This is a genomic window from Niabella sp. (assembly GCF_030150205.1).
Classification (GTDB): domain Bacteria; phylum Bacteroidota; class Bacteroidia; order Chitinophagales; family Chitinophagaceae; genus Niabella.
This window is the reverse complement of the sequence record NZ_JASLGT010000008.1, coordinates 690,993-709,648: the sequence shown is the minus strand read 5'-3', so window position 1 is coordinate 709,648 and position 18,656 is coordinate 690,993. Positions and strand designations below refer to the sequence as shown.

At 48.3% G+C, this 18,656-nt stretch carries 18 protein-coding genes; 6 read left to right on the top strand and 12 right to left on the bottom strand.

Going from position 1 to position 18,656, the window contains the following annotated elements; translation table 11 throughout:
• The first annotated feature begins 9 nt into the window (after positions 1-9).
• The gene (nagA, locus tag Q1V85_RS07705; RefSeq protein WP_300598725.1) at positions 10-1,212 is read left to right on the top strand and encodes an N-acetylglucosamine-6-phosphate deacetylase; all 1,203 of its coding nucleotides are present in this window, start codon (positions 10-12) and stop codon (positions 1,210-1,212) included.
• On the opposite strand, the gene Q1V85_RS07700 is transcribed toward nagA, so the two are convergent.
• Complete coding sequence (locus Q1V85_RS07700; RefSeq protein ID WP_300598724.1) at positions 1,199-2,209, bottom strand: LacI family DNA-binding transcriptional regulator; 1,011 nt, start codon at positions 2,207-2,209, stop codon at positions 1,199-1,201. The two genes, nagA and Q1V85_RS07700, sit on opposite strands and share 14 nt — an antisense overlap.
• 163 nt (positions 2,210-2,372) lie before the next feature.
• Here Q1V85_RS07700 and Q1V85_RS07695 point away from each other — a divergent pair, with 163 nt between their 5' ends.
• Positions 2,373-4,370: a TonB-dependent receptor plug domain-containing protein gene (locus Q1V85_RS07695; RefSeq protein ID WP_300598723.1), complete on the top strand. Its 1,998-nt coding sequence runs from the start codon at positions 2,373-2,375 to the stop codon at positions 4,368-4,370.
• Here Q1V85_RS07695 and Q1V85_RS07690 read toward each other — a convergent pair.
• The 4 genes from Q1V85_RS07690 to Q1V85_RS07675 form a co-directional block, all read right to left on the bottom strand.
• Positions 4,367-4,744, bottom strand: coding sequence for a TM2 domain-containing protein (locus Q1V85_RS07690; RefSeq protein WP_300598722.1), 378 nt, complete (start codon positions 4,742-4,744; stop codon positions 4,367-4,369). The genes Q1V85_RS07695 and Q1V85_RS07690 overlap by 4 nt on opposite strands.
• Positions 4,704-5,030: a DUF2752 domain-containing protein gene (locus tag Q1V85_RS07685; protein ID WP_300598721.1), complete on the bottom strand. Its 327-nt coding sequence runs from the start codon at positions 5,028-5,030 to the stop codon at positions 4,704-4,706. The genes Q1V85_RS07690 and Q1V85_RS07685 overlap by 41 nt, the downstream gene beginning before the upstream one ends.
• Before the next feature lie 412 nt (positions 5,031-5,442).
• Positions 5,443-6,720, bottom strand: a complete 1,278-nt coding sequence (locus tag Q1V85_RS07680; RefSeq protein WP_300598720.1) for an ABC transporter permease — start codon at positions 6,718-6,720, stop codon at positions 5,443-5,445.
• Positions 6,721-6,725: 5 nt separating this feature from the next.
• A complete protein-coding gene (locus tag Q1V85_RS07675) occupies positions 6,726-7,661 on the bottom strand; it encodes an ABC transporter ATP-binding protein (protein ID WP_300598719.1) in 936 nt (311 codons plus the stop codon).
• A 264-nt stretch (positions 7,662-7,925) separates the two neighbouring features.
• On the opposite strand from Q1V85_RS07675, the gene Q1V85_RS07670 reads away from it, so the two are divergent.
• Positions 7,926-8,915, top strand: a complete 990-nt coding sequence (locus Q1V85_RS07670) for a zinc dependent phospholipase C family protein (RefSeq protein WP_300598718.1) — start codon at positions 7,926-7,928, stop codon at positions 8,913-8,915.
• A gap of 173 nt (positions 8,916-9,088) precedes the next feature.
• On the opposite strand, the gene Q1V85_RS07665 is transcribed toward Q1V85_RS07670, so the two are convergent.
• Together Q1V85_RS07665 and Q1V85_RS07660 are read right to left on the bottom strand one after the other, a co-directional pair.
• On the bottom strand, positions 9,089-10,678 hold the full coding sequence (locus Q1V85_RS07665; RefSeq protein WP_300598717.1) for an FAD-dependent protein: 1,590 nt from the start codon (positions 10,676-10,678) through the stop codon (positions 9,089-9,091).
• A 740-nt stretch (positions 10,679-11,418) separates the two neighbouring features.
• Complete coding sequence (locus Q1V85_RS07660) at positions 11,419-12,024, bottom strand: hypothetical protein (protein ID WP_300598716.1); 606 nt, start codon at positions 12,022-12,024, stop codon at positions 11,419-11,421.
• A gap of 293 nt (positions 12,025-12,317) precedes the next feature.
• On the opposite strand from Q1V85_RS07660, the gene Q1V85_RS07655 reads away from it, so the two are divergent.
• A complete protein-coding gene (locus tag Q1V85_RS07655) occupies positions 12,318-12,878 on the top strand; it encodes a YdeI/OmpD-associated family protein (protein ID WP_300598715.1) in 561 nt (186 codons plus the stop codon).
• A gap of 164 nt (positions 12,879-13,042) precedes the next feature.
• Entirely contained in the window at positions 13,043-14,422 is a 1,380-nt protein-coding gene (locus Q1V85_RS07650; protein ID WP_300598714.1) for a Mur ligase domain-containing protein, read from the top strand.
• Here the strand turns inward: Q1V85_RS07650 and Q1V85_RS07645 are convergent.
• From Q1V85_RS07645 to Q1V85_RS07635, 3 genes are all read right to left on the bottom strand, one after another.
• Positions 14,419-14,883 (bottom strand): hypothetical protein, encoded by a 465-nt coding sequence (locus Q1V85_RS07645; RefSeq protein WP_300598713.1) that lies wholly within the window; start codon positions 14,881-14,883, stop codon positions 14,419-14,421. The genes Q1V85_RS07650 and Q1V85_RS07645 overlap by 4 nt on opposite strands.
• A 159-nt stretch (positions 14,884-15,042) precedes the next feature.
• The gene (locus tag Q1V85_RS07640; protein WP_300598712.1) at positions 15,043-15,405 is read right to left on the bottom strand and encodes a hypothetical protein; all 363 of its coding nucleotides are present in this window, start codon (positions 15,403-15,405) and stop codon (positions 15,043-15,045) included.
• The gene (locus Q1V85_RS07635) at positions 15,398-15,976 is read right to left on the bottom strand and encodes a sigma-70 family RNA polymerase sigma factor (protein ID WP_300598711.1); all 579 of its coding nucleotides are present in this window, start codon (positions 15,974-15,976) and stop codon (positions 15,398-15,400) included. Before Q1V85_RS07635 ends, Q1V85_RS07640 begins: the two co-directional genes overlap by 8 nt.
• 644 nt (positions 15,977-16,620) lie before the next feature.
• Here Q1V85_RS07635 and Q1V85_RS07630 point away from each other — a divergent pair.
• Positions 16,621-17,436, top strand: coding sequence for a C40 family peptidase (locus Q1V85_RS07630; protein WP_300598710.1), 816 nt, complete (start codon positions 16,621-16,623; stop codon positions 17,434-17,436).
• Here the strand turns inward: Q1V85_RS07630 and Q1V85_RS07625 are convergent.
• Together Q1V85_RS07625 and Q1V85_RS07620 are read right to left on the bottom strand one after the other, a co-directional pair.
• Entirely contained in the window at positions 17,396-18,061 is a 666-nt protein-coding gene (locus Q1V85_RS07625; RefSeq protein ID WP_300598709.1) for a hypothetical protein, read from the bottom strand. The two genes, Q1V85_RS07630 and Q1V85_RS07625, sit on opposite strands and share 41 nt — an antisense overlap.
• A gap of 11 nt (positions 18,062-18,072) precedes the next feature.
• Positions 18,073-18,624, bottom strand: a complete 552-nt coding sequence (locus Q1V85_RS07620) for an inorganic diphosphatase (protein ID WP_300598708.1) — start codon at positions 18,622-18,624, stop codon at positions 18,073-18,075.
• Between the last annotated feature and the right edge of the window lie 32 nt (positions 18,625-18,656).

Below are 18,656 nucleotides of genomic sequence, written 5' to 3'. Positions count from 1 at the left end.
TTCAAACGGATGGAACATTATCTGAAAATCATCAATGCCCGGATCCTTACGCCCCAGCGGATCATTAAAGAGGGTATATTAATTGCCGCGGGGAACCGTATTGTATATGTGGGCGACCAAAACCTGGAAGTGCGTGCAGCCGTTGAAATTGATGCAAAAGGCCGGTACCTGGCCCCGGGGTTTATCGATCTGCATGTACACGGAGGAGGGGGCGCTGATTTTATGGATGGCACGGAGGAGGCATTTCTTAAAATAGCGGAAACGCATGCGCAGTATGGTACCACTTCATTATATCCAACAACACTTACCAGTGAAAAGCAGGACCTGCTGAATACACTGGATGTTTTTGAACGTGCACAGCAGCGCAACCACCGGGGGGCGCAGTTATTGGGCATGCACCTGGAAGGACCTTATTTTGCGATGAACCAGCGGGGTGCCCAGGATCCGCGCTATATCCGCAACCCCGACCCTGAGGAATACAAAGAAGTGATCGGTTACTCCCGCTCTATTAAGCGCTGGAGCGCGGCACCCGAACTGGAAGGCGCTATTGAACTGGGACAGTACCTTTTGTCCAGGAATGTGCTTCCGGCCATCGCACATACGGATGCGGTATATGATGAAGTGGTAACGGCTTTTGAGAACGGATATACACTTGCCACACATTTCTACTCGGGAATGTCTGGTGTTTCCAGACGGAACGGATACCGGTATGCGGGCGTTATTGAAAGCGGCTACCTGATCGACGCCATGGATGTGGAAGTGATCGCCGATGGGATCCACCTGCCGGCTCCGTTATTAAAATTGATCGTAAAGATCAAGGGGGCCGACCGGATGGCGCTGATCACAGATGCCATGCGGGCTGCCGGTATGCCGGAGGGGGAAAGCGTGCTGGGCGGACGGGAAACCGGCCTGAAGGTGATGGTAGATAAAGGAGTGGCCTGGCTGCCGGACCGCAGTTCGTTTGCCGGAAGCGTGGCCACGGCCGATCGCCTGGTGCGGAATATGGTGCAGCTTGCGGAAGTTCCGTTGGTTGATGCCGTGCGGATGATTACGGCAACACCGGCAAGGATCATGAATATCGATCAGCAAAAGGGGGCGCTGGTTGCAGGCAGGGATGCGGACCTGGTGCTCTTTGACGATCAGGTAACGATTCATCAAACGATCATCGGCGGAAAGGTTATTTATAACAGGGATGCGGTTACCGGCGGGTAGATTCCCGTTCAATCAGCGTGCCGGGCAGGATCACTTCCTCCGGGATAAAATTCCGCTTGCCGATATGCTTTAAAAGTAACTCACAGCTTTTTTTCCCGATCTCAAATGCCGGTTCGGCAATGGTAGAAAGGGTTGGGGAAACAATCGTTGCAGCCGGATCGTTGGTAAAGCCGATCACGCCCACCTGTTTCCCGATTTTAATGCCCTGTTCCTTTAGCGTGATCATGGCACCAATGGCCTTCCGGTCATTTGCGGCAAAAATGGCATCCGGCCGGTCCTTCCGGCTAAAGAGGATTGCGGCATCCGCCTGTCCGTTTTCCTGTGCGAAACCCGAATGAACGATCCATTCCTCCTTTACGGGCAACCCATGTTTTTGCAGTGCATCCAGGTAGCCTTTTTTTCGTTTCTGGGTAAAGCCCAATCCTTCGGGCCCCGCGATATGCGCAATTTTCCGGTATCCTTTTTCAATGAGATGTTCCACTGCTTCAAAGGCGCCATTGTAATCATCCTGCATCACTTTCGACGTATGAATGGCATCCGGTACCCGGTCAAAAAATACGATGGGTACCCCGGCATCGATCACCTGCTGAAAATGAGTATAGGCGTCTGAATCGGAAGAAACCGCGATCAGCAATCCATCCAGGTTCGATACCGCAAGGTTTTTGACAATGGAAAGTTCCCGTTCCGGGGCGTCGTTGGTAATATGCAGGATGATATTATAATCCTGCTGATAAGCCACTTCCTGTATGCCGGTGATCACCGTTGAAAAATAATAATTGGTTACAAAGGGCAGGATCACGGCCAGGTTGTGGGAGCTGCGGTTCACTAACCCGGTGGCATTAAAATTGGGACGGTAATTGAGTTCGCTTGCCATTGCCAGTACCTTCTCCCGCGTTTCCTGGTTCACATCATAGGTGTCTCTCAACGCGCGGGAAACCGTCGAAACAGAAATGTTCAGCTTTTTGGCAATATCCTTTATAGTAACAAATCGGCCCATGTAAACGCTTTATCAGACAGCAAATATGCTTACGGTGAAGATACTGAAATATGAGCAGAGGGATAGCGCATTGGATACCAGGGCACAGAATCTTTTTTGTTTGCCTGAAAAGTTGCATTTTTATGGTGTGAGGTACTTCATTTTTTTCTTTTTTCTTCTGAACGTGCAGGTAATAACTGCCCAGGAAACCGATTCCGTTAAAACCATCGACCCTGTTACGGTTACCAGCAGGGCCTTTCAGCAAAAAGACAATATTACAACAGCGGTAGTGCGCCGGGTAGAATATTCCGTGCCCACCAGTAAGAGATCATTGGTTACGGCAATGAATACCATTGCAGGCGTGCGGATGGAAGAACGTTCTCCCGGTAGTTATCGTATTAATATCAGGGGCAGTTCGCTGCGTGCCCCTTTTGGTGTACGGAATGTAAAAGTATATTGGGGCGGCATTCCGCTTACTGATCCGGGAGGAAATACGTATTTTAACCAGCTGGCGTTTAATAATTTTAATGCGCTTACCATTTTTAAAGGCCCGGCATCGAGTATGTATGGCGCGGGTACCGGCGGACTGATCCTGATCGATCCCCCGGCAGCAACAAAAAGCGGTGTGGGAGTGGAATATTTTACCGGTAATTACCATGCCCATCATCTCCTGGCAGATGGCACCTGGACAAAAGATAACTATAGCAATACCGTTACCTATGCCCACGATCAGTCCGATGGCTACCGGGCGCAATCGGCCATGCAGCGGAATAATTTAAGCTGGAACACACGGATGAAGTGGAAGGATCAGGAACTGATCGCTTCTGTTCTTTTTTCAGACCTGTATTACCAGACACCGGGTGCCCTTACCTTAAAAGAATATCAGCAGAACCCGCGTGCCGCGCGTCCCAATGCCGGGGCTTTGCCGGGTGCGGAACAGGTGAATGCGGCTATCTGGCAGAAAACAATCACCGCGGGTGTAACCCATAAACAAAAGTTTGGAGCATACTGGAGCAATGCCACAACGGGTTATGGCACGTATGCACTGGTTAAAAACAGCGCGATACGCAATTTTGAGCAGCGGAAGGAACCGCATTTTGGTGGCCGCACAGTATTTGATTTTGAAAAGAAATGGGCAGAAACCAATCTTCAATGGAGTACAGGTGTGGAAGCGCAACAGGGATACTCGGCCATCCGCGTATCGAACAATAAAAACGGGCGGCCTGATACCCTGCAAACGGACGATGATGTAACCATTGGTACCTATAGCGTTTTTACCCAGGGCATTCTTTCCCGGAAGAGCTGGAGTTATACGGCTGGTGTAAGTCTGAACCGGAGCCGGTTGCTGTTTACCCGTTTGAACGAGTACCCGGTTACCGAACAGGTGTTTCGCTATAATAACGAAGTAGCTCCGCGATTTACGGTGCTGAAAAAATTCCGGCCGGTAGAACTGCTGGCTACTGTATCCCGGGGTTTTTCGCCGCCCACCGTGGCGGAAGTGCTGCCCTCTACAACGATCATTAACCCCGATCTGAAGGCGGAGCACGGATGGAATTATGAGCTTACCGCAAAGAAGGCGCTGTTTAACGGACAATTGCGCCTGGAGGCAACGGGTTTTTATTTCAACCTGAGCCAGGCCCTGGTGCAGCGCCGCGATGCTGCCGGTGCCGATTATTTTATCAATGCCGGTAATATCCGTCAGAAGGGGGCCGAGCTGTATGCGAACTATATGCACTTCTTCAGCGCGGGGTTGGTAGACTATCTAAATCTTACGGCCAATTATGCGCACAGCCATTTCAAATACCACGACTTTGTAAAAACGAACCAGGATTACTCCGGCCATTGGGTTCCCGGCGTGCCGATGAATACGCTCAACACCCAGCTGGGCCTGGTGTTGAGGCAGGGATTGTATACAGACATCAATTATTACACGGCAGCTGCTGTTTTTTTGAATGATGCCAATACAGCGCAAACACCTGCCTATCACCTGCTGGGAATAAAGCTGGGATACCGGAAACAAATAAAAGCGGTAGGCCTGAATGTTTATGCAGGTGCAGACAACCTGTTCAATGAAACCTATAGCTTGGGAAATGATATTAATGCGGCTGGCGGTCGCTATTATAACGCAGCACCCCTTAGGAATTATTACCTGGGTGCTGCGATACGGCTGCGTAAGAATTAAAAGTTACGGGGCTGGTTAAATACCGCGGTTACCAATGCCGCAACTTCATACGCCTGTTTTGCATTGTAACGCGTAGTAAGCGAATTGATATTGATAATGTCCACAATGGTACCAATCAGGCACAGTCCGCCGGTAAGCAGGTAAACAATGCCTAATGCAATGTCTCCGATCATAAGGCGGTGAATACCGGCCACGCCTACAAATCCCAGCAGGGACAATAACAGGAGCTCCTGGCGCGATTTCCTTCTCCGCTGGTACAACATAAGGAACTGCTCCCGTTGCGGTACTCCCATTTCACGGGTGATGTTGAGGAGCGTTACCAACTCATCATATTCAATATCCGGGATGACCCGTAATACTTGTTCCTGGTTCATAATTATTGTTTTTGTTGGTTATAGGTAGTGATTGAATGGTTTGCCATATTAATACCGCGGTAGCAGGAATGCCAAGTTTATGCTCTTGCCAGGCAGTACCAAAACGGAAATGAAGCGTATGGTGCATCGAATGGCCGATGCCACATCCGGGACACCAGCTGATGCCCAGGGCTTTGAACGGGCAAAGCGAAAATGTACTTTCTGTATTCATAAAAAACAAGAGGATCAGTACCACACTCCAGGTGATCGTTTCTCTGTATTTTAAGATGAATACCCGCACGTTCATAGAGCAAATCTACTAAACTCCGGGGCTGTTTGTAAAACCGATATCGGCGAGCGGGAGCTAAACGGCGGTTAAGTGATTGGTTGAGAGGGGGAATTTGAGAATTTGAAAATGTGGGAATGTGGGAATGTGGGAATGTGGAAATGGTGAAAAGTCCGGAGTCTGTAATTTTTGTTATGTCAGGTTCCCTGTGTCTCCCTGTCCTCCAAAAGCTTCAGCCGTCAGTCATCAGCTATCAGCGTTCAACCATCAGCCATCAGTTATCAGTCTTCAGTTATCAGTATTACATGAAAAACACCCCTGTCCCCACTTGTCTCCCTGTCCCCCCAAAGCTACAGCCCTTAGCTATCAGATTCAGTTATCAGTATTACACGTCAAGTGAAAAACGAAATCTAGCGTGAAACCTGAAACAAAATTATTTCCGTACCGCCCAGCGGATCATTTCTTTCCAGGTTGGTTTTTTGCCATACATCAGGATACCGGTGCGGTAAATTTTTCCGGCAAACCAGGTTACAAAAAGGAAGGAGGCAATCAGTACCGACATACTTAATGCCAGCTGCCAGTAGGGAACGGTCCCCGGTATGCCGTAAGGCACACGGGCCATCATCACCAATGGGGAAGTAAACGGAATAATGCTGCACCATACCGCCAGCGGACTACCCGGGTCTTTTACCGCCGTCATCATAATAAAGAATGCGAAAATAATGATCATGGTAATGGGAAAGCTGAGCGACTGCGCCTCCCGCATATCTTCATTTACCGTGCTTCCTACAGCCGCATAAATAGAGGCATAAAAGAAAAATCCCCCCAGGAAATAAAAGATAAAAAGAAACAGGATGGCCGGTACATTGGTATCGGTAAATAATTTCTGTACGCCGCCCACGGCACCGGTAAGCGCGCTGTTGTTCAGTGCCCCGGAACCAGCCCTGGTAGCATTGTAAATAATAAAAATAAAAGCGATCCAGAGCAGGAACTGGGTAAGCGCCACACAGGCAATACCAATGATCTTACCAATCATGAGCTGAAAGGGTTTTACAGAGGATACAATGATCTCTGCGATCCGGTTGGTTTTTTCTTCCATAACGCCCATCATCACCTGGGCTCCGTAAATGATCAGGATAAAATAGATCAGGAAACCGGATACAAAACCGATGCCATAAGCCATTGACGCATTGGTTTCCTTGTGCTCCATGTTCTCCGATTTGATGGTCAGCTGACTTTGGTTGAGTAATTGCTGCTTAAGCGTATCGATGCCCAGGTTCTCGTATTTGATCTCGCTCCAGATGGTATTTAGCTTGGTTTGTACATCGGGTACGGTTCCCAGTGTTTTTTTTGATTTTACCACCAGCTGACCGGGAGCATGACTTACCATGGTATTGGCAGGTATCACCAGGTAGCCGTCAAATCCTTTTTGCTCAAACTGCTGATCCAGCACGGCCGGTTCTTCCTTTACCAGGGTTAAGGTACTATTGGGGAATTCCTTATTGGCCTTGTCGATACGTTGTTGTGTAAAGCTGCCGGACGAATCAATAATGGCGATCTTTAGCTTTGTACCGGCTTTTTCTGACAGGTAGGAAGTGCCGAAGATCAGGGCCAGGTATAAAAGAGGGAATAGCAATGTGGTAATGATAAAGGTCCGTTTACGAACCCTGCTCAGGTATTCCCGTTGTATGATTAATGAAATCTTATTCATGAGATTCAGGCTTGAGTGGTTTGAAATTGGCGTGCCAGCGGTGTGCCTTCTACCTGGCGGATAAAAATATCGTTTAATGAAGGAAGGATCTCATTAAAGGATTCGATGGCACTGCCGGCATTTAAAAAATGGGCCAGCACCTGGTTATTGCTTACTTCAGGATGTTTTTGAATTACCAGGGCATCCGCCGAGGCCTGTTTGATCTCAAAGAGATCCGGTACTGCTGTTTGTGGCGGCGCATCCGCAAAAGAGATCTTATAAAGATGTTCCTTAAACTCCTGTTTGATCTCCTGTACAGTGCCATCCAGGATTTTCTGTCCTTTATTTACGAGGATGATATGATCACAGATCTCTTCCACCTGTTCCATCCGGTGCGTACTGAAAATAATGGTAGCGCCGTTGCGTGCAAGATTAAAGATCTCATCTTTGATCAGGTTGCTGTTTACCGGGTCCAGTCCGCTGAAGGGTTCATCCAGGATAATCAGCCGTGGCTGGTGTAAAACAGTGATCACAAATTGCAGTTTTTGCTGCATCCCTTTGGAAAGATCTTCCACTTTCTTATTCCACCAGGAGTCCATTTGCAGTTTGGCAAACCAGGTCTTTAAACTGTTAACGGCCTCCCTTTTCTTCAATCCTTTCAACTGGGCAAGGTACAATGCCTGTTCCCCGATCTTCATTTTTTTGTACAATCCTCTTTCTTCAGGCATATACCCGATCTTGCCAATATCGTTGGCCGGGTCAAAGGCCTTGCCGTCGAGCGTAATGGTTCCGGAATCGGGATAAAAAATTCCGGTGATCATGCGGATCAGTGTGGTTTTGCCCGCACCATTGGGCCCCAGCAGCCCGAAGATCTGTCCTTCTGAAATGGAGAAACTGATGTCATCAACCGCCTTTTGCGTGGCAAAATGTTTTTTTAGATGCGCAACCTGCAGTAAGTCCATACAAATGATTTAGGATGTAAATATAGCAAACGCCGGCTGTATGACAATTATACCGGAAACGCCACATTGAACGCCCGGAAGCGAAAAAGCCGGCGGCAGAAAAAGATGCGTAGGCCGGTTATTGCTGAACGGTTGGTAAAAATGTACGATTTGTTATCCCGCTGCCTTGCCATTGATGAATGCATTGATAAGAGGCGCTGAAACGGTATATGCCGGTTTTTGCTTTGAAGATTTTATCGCACCTTTGCAGCATTATTCTAAAATATGAAGCAGAACAAACGGATCGGAATATTGCTGATGGTATTGATGGTGGGCCTGAGCAGCTGGGGATTCCTGGTACATCGTACGGTAAATCAACTGGCTATTTACGGGTTACCCAAAAAAATGCAGGCGTTCTTCTACACGCATATGGATAGCCTGGTATATAATGCCCCCCGGCCGGATCAGCGGCGGAATGTGGATCCTGCAGAAGGCAATAAACATTTCCTGGATGGTGAATATTATGGCGACAATGCCTTTGATATCGTTCCGCATAAATGGGAAGATGCAGTAGCAAAATATACGGCAGACACCCTGAAGAAATACGGCACCCTTCCTTACGTGGTAGTGGAAACGCAGCAAAAACTAACGGAAGCCTTCCGGAGGAAAGATAAGGACAGCATCATTTTTTATGCTACGGATCTGGGCCATTATATCGGTGATGCGCATGTGCCCCTGCATACTTCGATCAACTACGACGGGCAGCTGACCAATCAACAGGGCATGCATGATCTTTGGGAAACCACGATCCCGGAAACAGCGCTGACGGGCTTTGCGATCAAAAGCCGGCATAAGGCACGGTACCTGCCTTCTGTGGAAAATGCCATCTGGGGCATTATGAAGCATACACACTCCCTGCTGCCGGCAATGTTTGCGGCGGAACGGGAAGTTTCGAAAAGCTTTACCGATACTTCCAAAAAATACCGCTGGGAATTCCGTTGGGGAAAGAACCGCCGGTTCTATTCGAAGGCGTTTGCCGTGGAATTTAATAAAGCATTAAAAGGATCTGTAGATGAACAGCTCATTCGCAGTGCCAATGACCTATCCGATTTCTGGTACACCGCCTGGGTAAATGCCGGCCGGCCCGATCTGGGCAGCCTGGTGGCACAGCCTTATGAAAAGAAACAGTTCCGTAAGGAGCGCAAAGCCTACCGTAAGAATCAACTGATCGAAAAGGGGTGGCTGATCAGTAATAATTTCAGGACGAGGGACTAGCTTTCGGCGGTTAGCTATCAGCAGTCAGCCCTTAGCCTTTAGCAGTGACTGAAAGCTGAAGGAGTTCCATGTTTAAGGTTTAAAGTTCCACGTTAGATTACGCTTCTTGCTTGATGTGCAATACTGATAACTGAATACTGATAACTGAAGACTGAAGGCTAACCGCTGCCCGCTCAATGCCCAATTTTCAAGGTAATCGTCTTCGCAATCCGCTCGCCATCCATTGCAGCACTTACAATACCACCGGCATACCCGGCGCCTTCGCCACAAGGATACAGGTTGGAAAGTTGCGGATGTTCCAGGGTTGTTGCATCTCTGGGGATCCTTACGGGTGATGAGGTGCGGGATTCTGTGGCAACAATGACAGCGTCGTTGGAGTAATATCCCCTGATCTTGTTGCCAAACAGCTGAAAACCCTGTTGAAGGGCGGTGGTTACAAAGGGGGGCAGCACTTCCCATAAGGGAGCGGAATGAAGCCCCGGCAGGTAGGAACAGTCCGGAAGTGTTTGAGACTGTTTGCCTTCACAAAAATCAACCATGCGTTGAGCCGGAGCCACCAGCCGGCCGCCTCCCGCCGTAAAAGCCAGCTGCTCAACCCATTGCTGAAAATAAAGCAGGAACAGGGGACTGTTCAATGCTGCCCCGTATGCTTTTTTAAATGCGGGAATCGCATGTACATCCTTTTCTTCCACCTGTACCACAATCCCGGAATTAGCATAGGGGTTATTGCGTTTGGAGGGCGACCAGCCATTGACCACGATCTCCTGCTGATCCGTAGCGGCGGGCGCAATGATACCGCCGGGGCACATGCAGAAGGAAAATACACCGCGGTCGCCCACCTGCTGTACCAGGCTGTAGGAGGCCGGGGGAAGCCATTCACCGCGGGAATCGCATTTGTATTGTGCCTGGTCGATCAGGGTTTGCGGATGTTCTGCCCGTACGCCCAGGGCAAAGGGCTTGGCTTCAATCAGCAAGCCTTCGTTGTGGAGCAGGTGAAAGATATCGCGCGCAGAATGCCCGGTTGCCAGGATCACGGCTGCCCCGGTAAAGGCATCGCCATCAGCAGTGGTTACTCCTTTAAGACTGTTTTTGCCGGTGATGAAGCCGGTTACTTTTTTATTAAAATGAACGGCGCCGCCGCTTGCCAGGATCTGCGCACGCATGGCCGTAATGATCTGGGGCAGTTTGTTGGTGCCGATATGCGGATGCGCCTGGTATAATATTTTTTCCTCAGCGCCAAAGCGCACAAAGGTGTTCAGTATCCTGTTGATGTCGCCACGCTTGTTGCTGCGCGTGTACAGTTTACCATCGCTGTACGTGCCGGCTCCGCCTTCTCCGAAACAATAATTGCTTTCCGGGTTCATAACGCCCTGTTTATTGATGGCCGCCAGATCGCGCCTGCGGGTACGCACGTCCTTGCCCCGCTCCAATATAATGGGTTTGATCCCTTTTTCAAGCAGCTGCAGGGCGGCAAAAAGTCCGGCCGGCCCGGCTCCCACAATGATCACTTCCTTTGTGGCTGTATGTACATCCTGATAAACCGGCAGGATCAGTTCCCGTTCTTTAGCCGGTTCATCTACATAAACCAGCAGCGAGAGCTGAATCATCGCCTGGCGCCCGCGGGCATCAATGGAACTTTTTAAGATGGTATAGCCCGAAATGGCCCCGTTGTTTTTACCCAGGGTACGGGCAATAAGGGGAAGAAGTTGTTGCGCGTCTTCCGCCTCTTCGGGCTTTACGCGAAGCGTGATGGTTTGCTGCATATGTCCGATTTTTATCCGGAAAATTTTTGCAAAGAAATGAAAATTTTGCGGCAGATGCTATAAAAGTATTCAGGAAGAAGCAGGACGCGATCTGCCCGGCCGGGCCGCTGTTACGTGGATAGCCGAGGGTAAAAAGACAGAAGGCGGACCGGTACAGCTACCCGAATCCTGGCACCGTGGTGGGTGAATGCAACTGCAAGAGCCACGCAAGGAACCGGGATGACCAGCGATTTTCATGGCGACCATTGCGGATACATTGCACATTGTGGTTAACTGCCAAACCGCAAGGAGCGCGAGGTTTTTCGCCAAGGACGCGAGGACATTCGATCTTTCCTGCGACCGTTGCGGTTTCTTTGCGGGCGTTGCGGTTACACCTTAAACCGCAAAGAATGAAAGGTTCGCTTGCAGCGCTCCTGAAGGCATTTAGCCCAATAACCTTCGTTGCGACCACTGCGGATACATTGCACATTGCGGTTAAATCGAACCGCAATCAGCGCATCTGCGGCAATCATACCATTCATGATTCCATTTTACCGCAACTGCAAGGGCACGCAGGGAACCGGGATGACCAGCGATTTTCGTTGCGACCATTTCGGATACATTGCGTCCTTCGCGGTTAAATCAGACCTGCAATTGACTATCTGCAGCAACTATAAAAATCGCTTAGGGAACAACATCGATTTATTATTGGCAGATCGGATGCACGTTCAAATGGCTCCGGGTATATATAGGGAGCAGTCCTATCCGGCCCGCCTCATGGCCTGTTTGGTCTTCGGGAACCGTTTACCGGTTCGCTTGTGCAAAAACCGGGCAACCGGTTTCGGCTGTGCCAGGTGATCGGGGCGCTGCGTTGGCTGTGGTACAGGAGTGAGCGGCATCATAGTGGTTACCGGTGCTGCTGCAATGGCGGGTTGCTGAGCTGCTGCTTCCTGCAGCAATGCGGTACGGTGTGCTTCCAGTTCCGCTTTAAATTGTACGGCGTCTTCCAGTGCAGACCGTACCTGGTTCAGATGAAATTGCTTTACCAGCAGCATCGGTTGGCTGTATTTTTCCAGGCGGAGATCCAGGAATTCGATCCGGCATTCGGCGCGGTGTATTTGATAGCGGCATTCCCGGGCCCGGTAGCCTTCCTCCATCCTGGATAATCTGCTATTAAGGAGTAATACGTCCAGCTCAAGGCTGCGGCGTTCTTCCGTTACTTTGAACACCATCTCTTCGTGCACTTCCAGCCTGTGCTCAAGCACATCTCTTTTCTTTTGCAGTTTTGCGATGGTTTTGGATACGGTTTTAAGGGCCACATCACAATCGGTGACGGTTAACAGCCCTGTTAAATCATAGATGGCCATAACGTTTCATTTTTGGTTATATATTAAAATAAATATACAACTATTGAAGGCCAAAAGCAAATAATTTTTGTTAAAAACCGGCAAATGACAACCTTCCTGTAAGCAAGCAGCAAGTGCAGTGGGTATGCTCGTTTTAGCGCCCGGTTCAGGCCATTGTCCGGCAACCTGTAACCGCATGCCCAGGTTTTTTGTCAATTTAATCCCTGGGTGGTTCCCGGGCGCACCTTGCACATATAAAGCAGAATGATCTGCCGGATAAGTCCGGATTTTATCTGAAAAATTTTTGCAGGGATATGAAAATTTTACGGCAGATGCCGGAACTTTATCACATGAAAAAGCAGGCTACTGTTTCTTTAACCGCAAGATTGATGAAGTTTGGCGAAAATGGCGATAAGACGGGCTGGACCTATATTGAAGTGCCGGCCGATCTTGCACAGGAATTGCTGCCGGGCAATAAAAAAAGCTTCCTGGTAAAGGGCACCATCGACAGCCATAAGATTGCCGGCGTTTCCCTGCTGCCCATGGGCGGGGGAAATTTTATCCTGCCGGTGAATGCTACCATGCGGAAGGGCATCCGTAAAAAGGAAGGCGCACTGGTGGAACTGCAATTGCAGCTGGACCCCAAAAAATATGAGCTCAATAAAGAACTGCTGGATTGTTTAGCTGAAGAGCCCGAGGTACTTGCATTTTTTAGGTCGCTGGCGCCCTCACGCCAGAGTTATTTCAGCAAGTGGGTGGATGCGGCAAAAACAGATGCCACGAAGATTACCCGCATTACCCGGTGCATTTACGCGTTACAGCGTAAATGGGATTATGGCCAGATGATCCGGTTTTATAAAGACAAGGAAGTATAGCTTTAAAAGCAATTCATCGGTGCACATGCAAACGGGCTTTTTCGCTGACCTTACAGATTGTTTTTTAGCGGATGGGTATACGGGCATTTTTCCGGGATCCCTCCAAATCCGTTTTTGAAAGCATTAACCGTTTCCCGACATTTGCAGCAACTAAGCCAGACAACATGAATATTGATTTGCAAAAAATCAACAACCCTTTTTTTATTGGTATTGCCGGCGCCGGCATGAGTGCGATTGCACAGTATTTACAGGGTATTGGAAAGAATGTTTCCGGAAGCGACCGGTTTTTTAACGAGGGGAAAGCCGGGGATATTAAGGTAAAGCTGGAAGCTGAAGGAATCCGTTGTTTTTTACAAAACGGGGAGGGAATTACACCGGACACAGACCTGATCGTGGCATCCACGGCCATCGAAGATACGGTAGAGGAGATCCGGAAGGCCAGAGCATTGAATATTCCGGTGATGCACCGCTCCGAACTCCTGGCGCTGATCGCTGCCAGTAAAAAGACCATTGCCGTAGGTGGTACCAGTGGTAAAAGCACCACTACCGGTATGTTGTTCGATATTTTGCAACAGGGAGGCCTGCAGCCCTCGGTGATCAGCGGGGCAGGATTGGTAACCCTGATAAAAAAGGGAAAAATAGGGAATGCCTTTGTAGGTGCCGGGGACTGGCTGGTCATTGAGGCCGATGAAAGTGATGGGTCCATTGTGCAATATCATCCCGAAGTGGGCTTATTACTGAATATTGAAAAGGATCATAAAGAGCTGGGAGAATTGATGCAGGTATTTGAGACCTTTAAAAACAACAGCAACCGTTTTTGTGTAAACCGGTCGAACGCGCATGCTGCAAAATTATCTGCAGATCCGGCCAATGATTTTTGTGTGGATGGAAACGGTGCTGGTGCAGGGTTTCGGGCAACCGGTTTTGTACAGAACGGCTTCCACATATCTTTTGCGCTCAATGGGCAACCATTTGAACTGAACCTGCTGGGACATCATAATATGGAAAATGCGGTGGCTGCGGCCACTGCCGCGGCACTTGCCGGCGTATCCCTTGAAACAGCTGCCGCTGCATTGAAACAATATGAAGGTATTTACCGCCGGGCACAGGTCCTTGGCCAAAAGAACGGGGTTTGGGTGGTCGATGATTTTGCGCATAATCCCGTTAAATGTGCGGCGGCCATCCGTTCCTGTCAGCCGGTGTCGGACAAAGTGGTGGCCTGGTTTCAGCCCCATGGGTATACACCTACCAAATTTTTACGTAAAGAGTTTGTGGAAGAAATCGGCAATGCGTTAAGACCACAGGATGAGATCTGGATGAGCGAGATTTTTTATGCCGGGGGAACTACTACAAAAGATATTTCTGCCGGAGACCTGATCGGTGATCTGAAAGCGGCAGGTAAAAATGCCTATTTTGTAGAGAACCGGGACCAGCTGCTTTCCGCAGCAGGCAGTCATCTGCAGCCGGGCACCACCTTGCTGCTAATGGGCGCGCGGGATCCTTCGCTGGAGCAATTTGCTAAAAGGATTTACAACGAGCTTTAGATCGCGGCTCTTGCAGCAACGATCTGGTTATGATTTTTTGGCTGAAACAGGTAAAAGCACATAACCATAAGCAGGCTATAATTGGTAGCATCACTTGGGTTATCGCCTTCCACGGAACAAACAGCTACCGGTTTTTGACCGGCCTCGTCGATGATCTCAATAACATTGTTATTGTCATTCTTAAAATTCAGGTAAAACCGTTTGTCGTCTACTTCAATGTATTTCTGGCGTCCTTCCCGGGAAATTTTACCCAGTTCTGCCCCATATTCATTTTGTAATACCCGCTTGTTCTTAAAAAGACCTTTCTTTTTATAATGAAACAGTCTTTTTTCCCCATCTTTTGATTCCAGGTAAACCGAATCGGATTTCGGTTTGTAGGCAAGGGTTAGCATTTTTTGACCATTGTACCACAATCCAAATCCGGTACTACCTAGGCTGGATGTAATAGTCTTCCATTGCATAACAAAAAATTTATGCTGCAAAGGTACAACCGGAAACGAAGGGATGGGGCGTTTGTTAAAAGAATTAATGTAAAGTTAATACAAACTTAATGTTGAGTTCATTTTGTGCACATTCAACGCACAAACGCGGTTGCTTAACCGGTAATTCGTTGATTGTGATCAACTTGCCATTTTCCCGTGAAGCAGCAGATATACCAGCACCAGCAGGATCAGCAGGATGAGGATGGAAAAATAAAGCCACCACTGGGGTTGCAGATGCCGTTTATTGCGGGCATTTCTTTTCTTTTCGGTGCGTTTTCTCAGGTCGCGGTTCAGGGCTTCGGCAATCAGCACTAACCGCTCCGGGTTTTCCACTTCCTGTAAACCTTCTGCTGCATCATTATAAAACGCATCCTCCAGTAATTGCCGTTCTACCTCATGCTCTTCTTCCTTGCCCAGCTCTTTCTTCAGGTAACGGAGCAGGGTTTCCTGGCTTACATTTTTATTCAGATGGGATAATATGTCTTTTAAATCTTCAGCCATTCTCTTTTTTTGCTTTTTTAAGCATTTTTTGAATCAGCAATTTCAGGTTCCGCTTGCCGTTCTGAATATAACTCTTTACCTGCAACAAGCTATATCCTTCGGACGCGCTGATTTCCTGGTAACTCTTTTTCTTCAGGTAAAACAAAATTACTGATTGTCGCTGCTCCTCGCTCAGCGCATCCAGGGCGTCTTTCAACAGTTCAGGACTGATGGCTTCCTGTTCCGGCACTTCTTCCGGCTCATCAGCGATCTGATCGTTTTCGGTTAATGCCACGGGAATGTTCCGCTTTTTATCGCGTAATACCGTAAGGCAATGATTCTTGGCCACCGTGTATAACCAGGATTTAAAATAGTCGATCCGGTACTTGTGCACTTCCTGCACTACCTTCAGGAAGATCTGCTGAACGGCATCCTGTGCCTGGGTTTCATCTTTAAGGTATTTCATGCATACCCCAAAGAGCAGCAATGTATACCGCTCCAGAAGGATCCCCAGCCACGCACTGTCGTGGTCCTGCAGATACCGGCGGAGCAATTCCTGGTCGCCTATATGGTCATAACGGCTTTGGTTCACGCAAATAAAGGTATTTAAACTATTGATAAGATGCAAGAATGTAAAGATTCCATATCAATGAGGGAGGTTTAATGTTTAAAGTTACAGGCCTGCCCGCCGAGGCGGGTTAAATCCGGTTTTATACTCGTCAATGCTAAACACGCCTCACAATAGCTATCAGATTCAGCAATCAGTTATCAGATGATTCCGTTCGTGATATGCAGATCTGTTACTCAATGCTATCCCTCAATAGAGGTGTGATCACCTGAGCATGACTGATAACTGAGACTGAACGCTGAAAACTGAACACTGAAAACTGAAGACTGATGGCTGAAAGCTAAACGCGGATAGCTTTTGGGGATATGGAGACAGGGGGACCTGGTGATTTTTCAAACATACAAAATGATTTACGCTTACGGGTGCTAAATGCTAAACGCTGAATGCTAAACGTTGTTTAAAGCTCCGGAATAGATCCCATTTGGTACCAGATTCCAGATCACCGATGGCGAATGCAAAGCTGAAAACTGAAGACTGATAACTGATGGCTAATCGCTGATAGCTGATAACTGATAACTGAAAACTGATGGCTAACAGCTAAACGCTAAAAGCTAACCGCTCACTTCTGACTTTAATATTTATCTTTATCCTTCTTTAAAAACAGAGCTATGAAATATGGGATCGTGGTGATGCCGGTGACACCGGTTCGGAAGAAACCGCATCATAAATATGAAATGGTGAACCAATTGCTATTCGGTGAAAAGCTGGCCATCCTTTCTTTTAAGGAAAAGGGCTGGTACAAAGTAAAAAGCCTGTACGATGGGTACAAGGGCTGGATTACCCATCATATGTTTCATGAAATTGATAAGGAAACCGCCCGGAGCCCGCTGCAGCCGGCCCTGGCGGGTGATTTATTAAATACCATCGAAGTAAACGGGCTGCCCATGCATATACCCATGGGGGCCAGTATATGGAATCCCATACAGGGCAGGGGAGCGGTTGGTAACTGGGAATATCATTATGACGGCGCTGTTGCAGCCCCAGCAGTAACCCCGGACGCCTATCGTATTGCCATTGAAAAATATGCCCGCCAATGGCTGAACGCGCCTTATTTATGGGGTGGTAAAACCATACTGGGCGTGGACTGCAGCGGCTTTGCACAAACCATTTTTAAAATGGCGGGGATCGCATTGCTGCGGGATGCCTGGCAGCAGGCCCAGGAAGGAAAAGCCGTGAAGAAACTGCAGGATGCCCAGGTGGGAGACCTGGCATTCTTTGATGACCGCCAGGAAATTGTACATGTGGGCATTCTTTTAGGGCCCGACAAAATCATCCATTCTTCCGGGAATGTGCGGATTGATACCATCGACAAAAAGGGGATCATCCACAGTGAAACCGGAAAGCGTACCCATCAGCTGAAGCTGATCAAGCGCATGCCGCAGTTTAATCTCCCTGAAGATAGAACTGTTGGAAATATTGTCTAATGGAAAAGTAACCACCCCGGGGAACAGCGCGGTTATTGACGTAGTTCATACGAAGCGCAACCAGTAATGCCAGTTCTCCGCCGTCTTTTATATACCAGCCTACGGATATGGGCGGGGAGGATGATCCCTTGGAGGTAAGATTGGTCAGCGCTCCATCGCGAATGCCCTTGATCTTTGTCAGTAAAAGTTCTTCTCCCTGCGGAAGGTCCCTTGCTATTTTCTTGCAGATCCTTTTGTATTCTTTTTGCACCGCTTTGACTGTTTGAACAGTGCTATCAAAAAAACCGGTGATCTGGTAAAAAACAAAGGTGTCAAGCGCATGGTCTTTATGCCGGATCACCAGCTGCTTTTCTCCCAGGAGCATTTCTACCCTCCGGGCACGGATGGCAAATGGATTAAATGTTTTGTAATCGCCCTGTATGTTAAAAAGGCTGGTATCTGTTTTTGGTGTGTCTTCCGTAACCTTCAGCTCCGGATCCGTTTTAACAGCGTTCACAAAGTCTGAAAACCGCCCGGCAAACGGGTTTACCCTGAAATACTCTTTCACCACCTTATAAAATTGTTCCTGTGCGGAAGCCGGGGCCGCAATTCCTATTAGGAACAAGATGATAAGCAGGTGTTTCATAAAACAAATCGTTAAGCAGGCATTTCTTTAAACTTTTTCTTGTAGTAATCGATCGCTTCAGAGATAATGGACAACGCTGTTTCCTTATCCTGGAAGGTGTCGATCTCTACTTTTTTGCTTTCAAGTACCTTATATTGTTCAAAGAAATTGCGCATTTCCAGCAGGAAGTGATGCGGTAATTCGTCAATATTTTCGTAGTGGTTTACAGAAGGGTCGTCAATGGCTACGGCAATGATCTTATCATCCCGCTCCCCGCTGTCGATCATCTGCATATTGCCGATCACCTTAGCCCTTACGAGGCAAAAGGAGCGGATGGTTTGAGAGCAAAGCACCAATATATCCAACGGATCATGATCCTGTCCCAGGGTTTTGGGAATAAAACCATAATTAACCGGGTAGTGGAAGGAAGAATAGATGACCCTGTCCAGCTTTAACAACCCCGTTTCTTTATCAATTTCGTATTTAGCACGCGATCCTTCCGGTATTTCAATGATCGTATTTACAATTTCCGGTGCACCTGCTCCATAACTAACTCCGTGCCATGGGTGTGTAATTGTTGCCATCGTATTCATGTTTTTTAGTCAATAAGGATCGT

What these genes read in the sequence shown, in the direction of transcription:
- Q1V85_RS07680 (WP_300598720.1), bottom strand. Translation starts at nt 6,720, where the DNA reads ATGAATAAGATTTCATTAATCATACAACGGGAATACCTGAGCAGGGTT.
- Q1V85_RS07650 (WP_300598714.1), top strand. Translation starts at nt 13,043, where the DNA reads ATGAATATTGATTTGCAAAAAATCAACAACCCTTTTTTTATTGGTATT.
- Q1V85_RS07670 (WP_300598718.1), top strand. Translation starts at nt 7,926, where the DNA reads ATGAAGCAGAACAAACGGATCGGAATATTGCTGATGGTATTGATGGTG.
- Q1V85_RS07655 (WP_300598715.1), top strand. Translation starts at nt 12,318, where the DNA reads ATGAAAATTTTACGGCAGATGCCGGAACTTTATCACATGAAAAAGCAG.
- Q1V85_RS07645 (WP_300598713.1), bottom strand. Translation starts at nt 14,883, where the DNA reads ATGCAATGGAAGACTATTACATCCAGCCTAGGTAGTACCGGATTTGGA.
- Q1V85_RS07700 (WP_300598724.1), bottom strand. Translation starts at nt 2,209, where the DNA reads ATGGGCCGATTTGTTACTATAAAGGATATTGCCAAAAAGCTGAACATT.
- Q1V85_RS07625 (WP_300598709.1), bottom strand. Translation starts at nt 18,061, where the DNA reads ATGAAACACCTGCTTATCATCTTGTTCCTAATAGGAATTGCGGCCCCG.
- nagA (WP_300598725.1), top strand. Translation starts at nt 10, where the DNA reads ATGGAACATTATCTGAAAATCATCAATGCCCGGATCCTTACGCCCCAG.
- Q1V85_RS07660 (WP_300598716.1), bottom strand. Translation starts at nt 12,024, where the DNA reads ATGGCCATCTATGATTTAACAGGGCTGTTAACCGTCACCGATTGTGAT.
- Q1V85_RS07630 (WP_300598710.1), top strand. Translation starts at nt 16,621, where the DNA reads ATGAAATATGGGATCGTGGTGATGCCGGTGACACCGGTTCGGAAGAAA.
- Q1V85_RS07675 (WP_300598719.1), bottom strand. Translation starts at nt 7,661, where the DNA reads ATGGACTTACTGCAGGTTGCGCATCTAAAAAAACATTTTGCCACGCAA.
- Q1V85_RS07620 (WP_300598708.1), bottom strand. Translation starts at nt 18,624, where the DNA reads ATGGCAACAATTACACACCCATGGCACGGAGTTAGTTATGGAGCAGGT.
- Q1V85_RS07665 (WP_300598717.1), bottom strand. Translation starts at nt 10,678, where the DNA reads ATGCAGCAAACCATCACGCTTCGCGTAAAGCCCGAAGAGGCGGAAGAC.
- Q1V85_RS07685 (WP_300598721.1), bottom strand. Translation starts at nt 5,030, where the DNA reads ATGAACGTGCGGGTATTCATCTTAAAATACAGAGAAACGATCACCTGG.
- Q1V85_RS07640 (WP_300598712.1), bottom strand. Translation starts at nt 15,405, where the DNA reads ATGGCTGAAGATTTAAAAGACATATTATCCCATCTGAATAAAAATGTA.
- Q1V85_RS07690 (WP_300598722.1), bottom strand. Translation starts at nt 4,744, where the DNA reads ATGAACCAGGAACAAGTATTACGGGTCATCCCGGATATTGAATATGAT.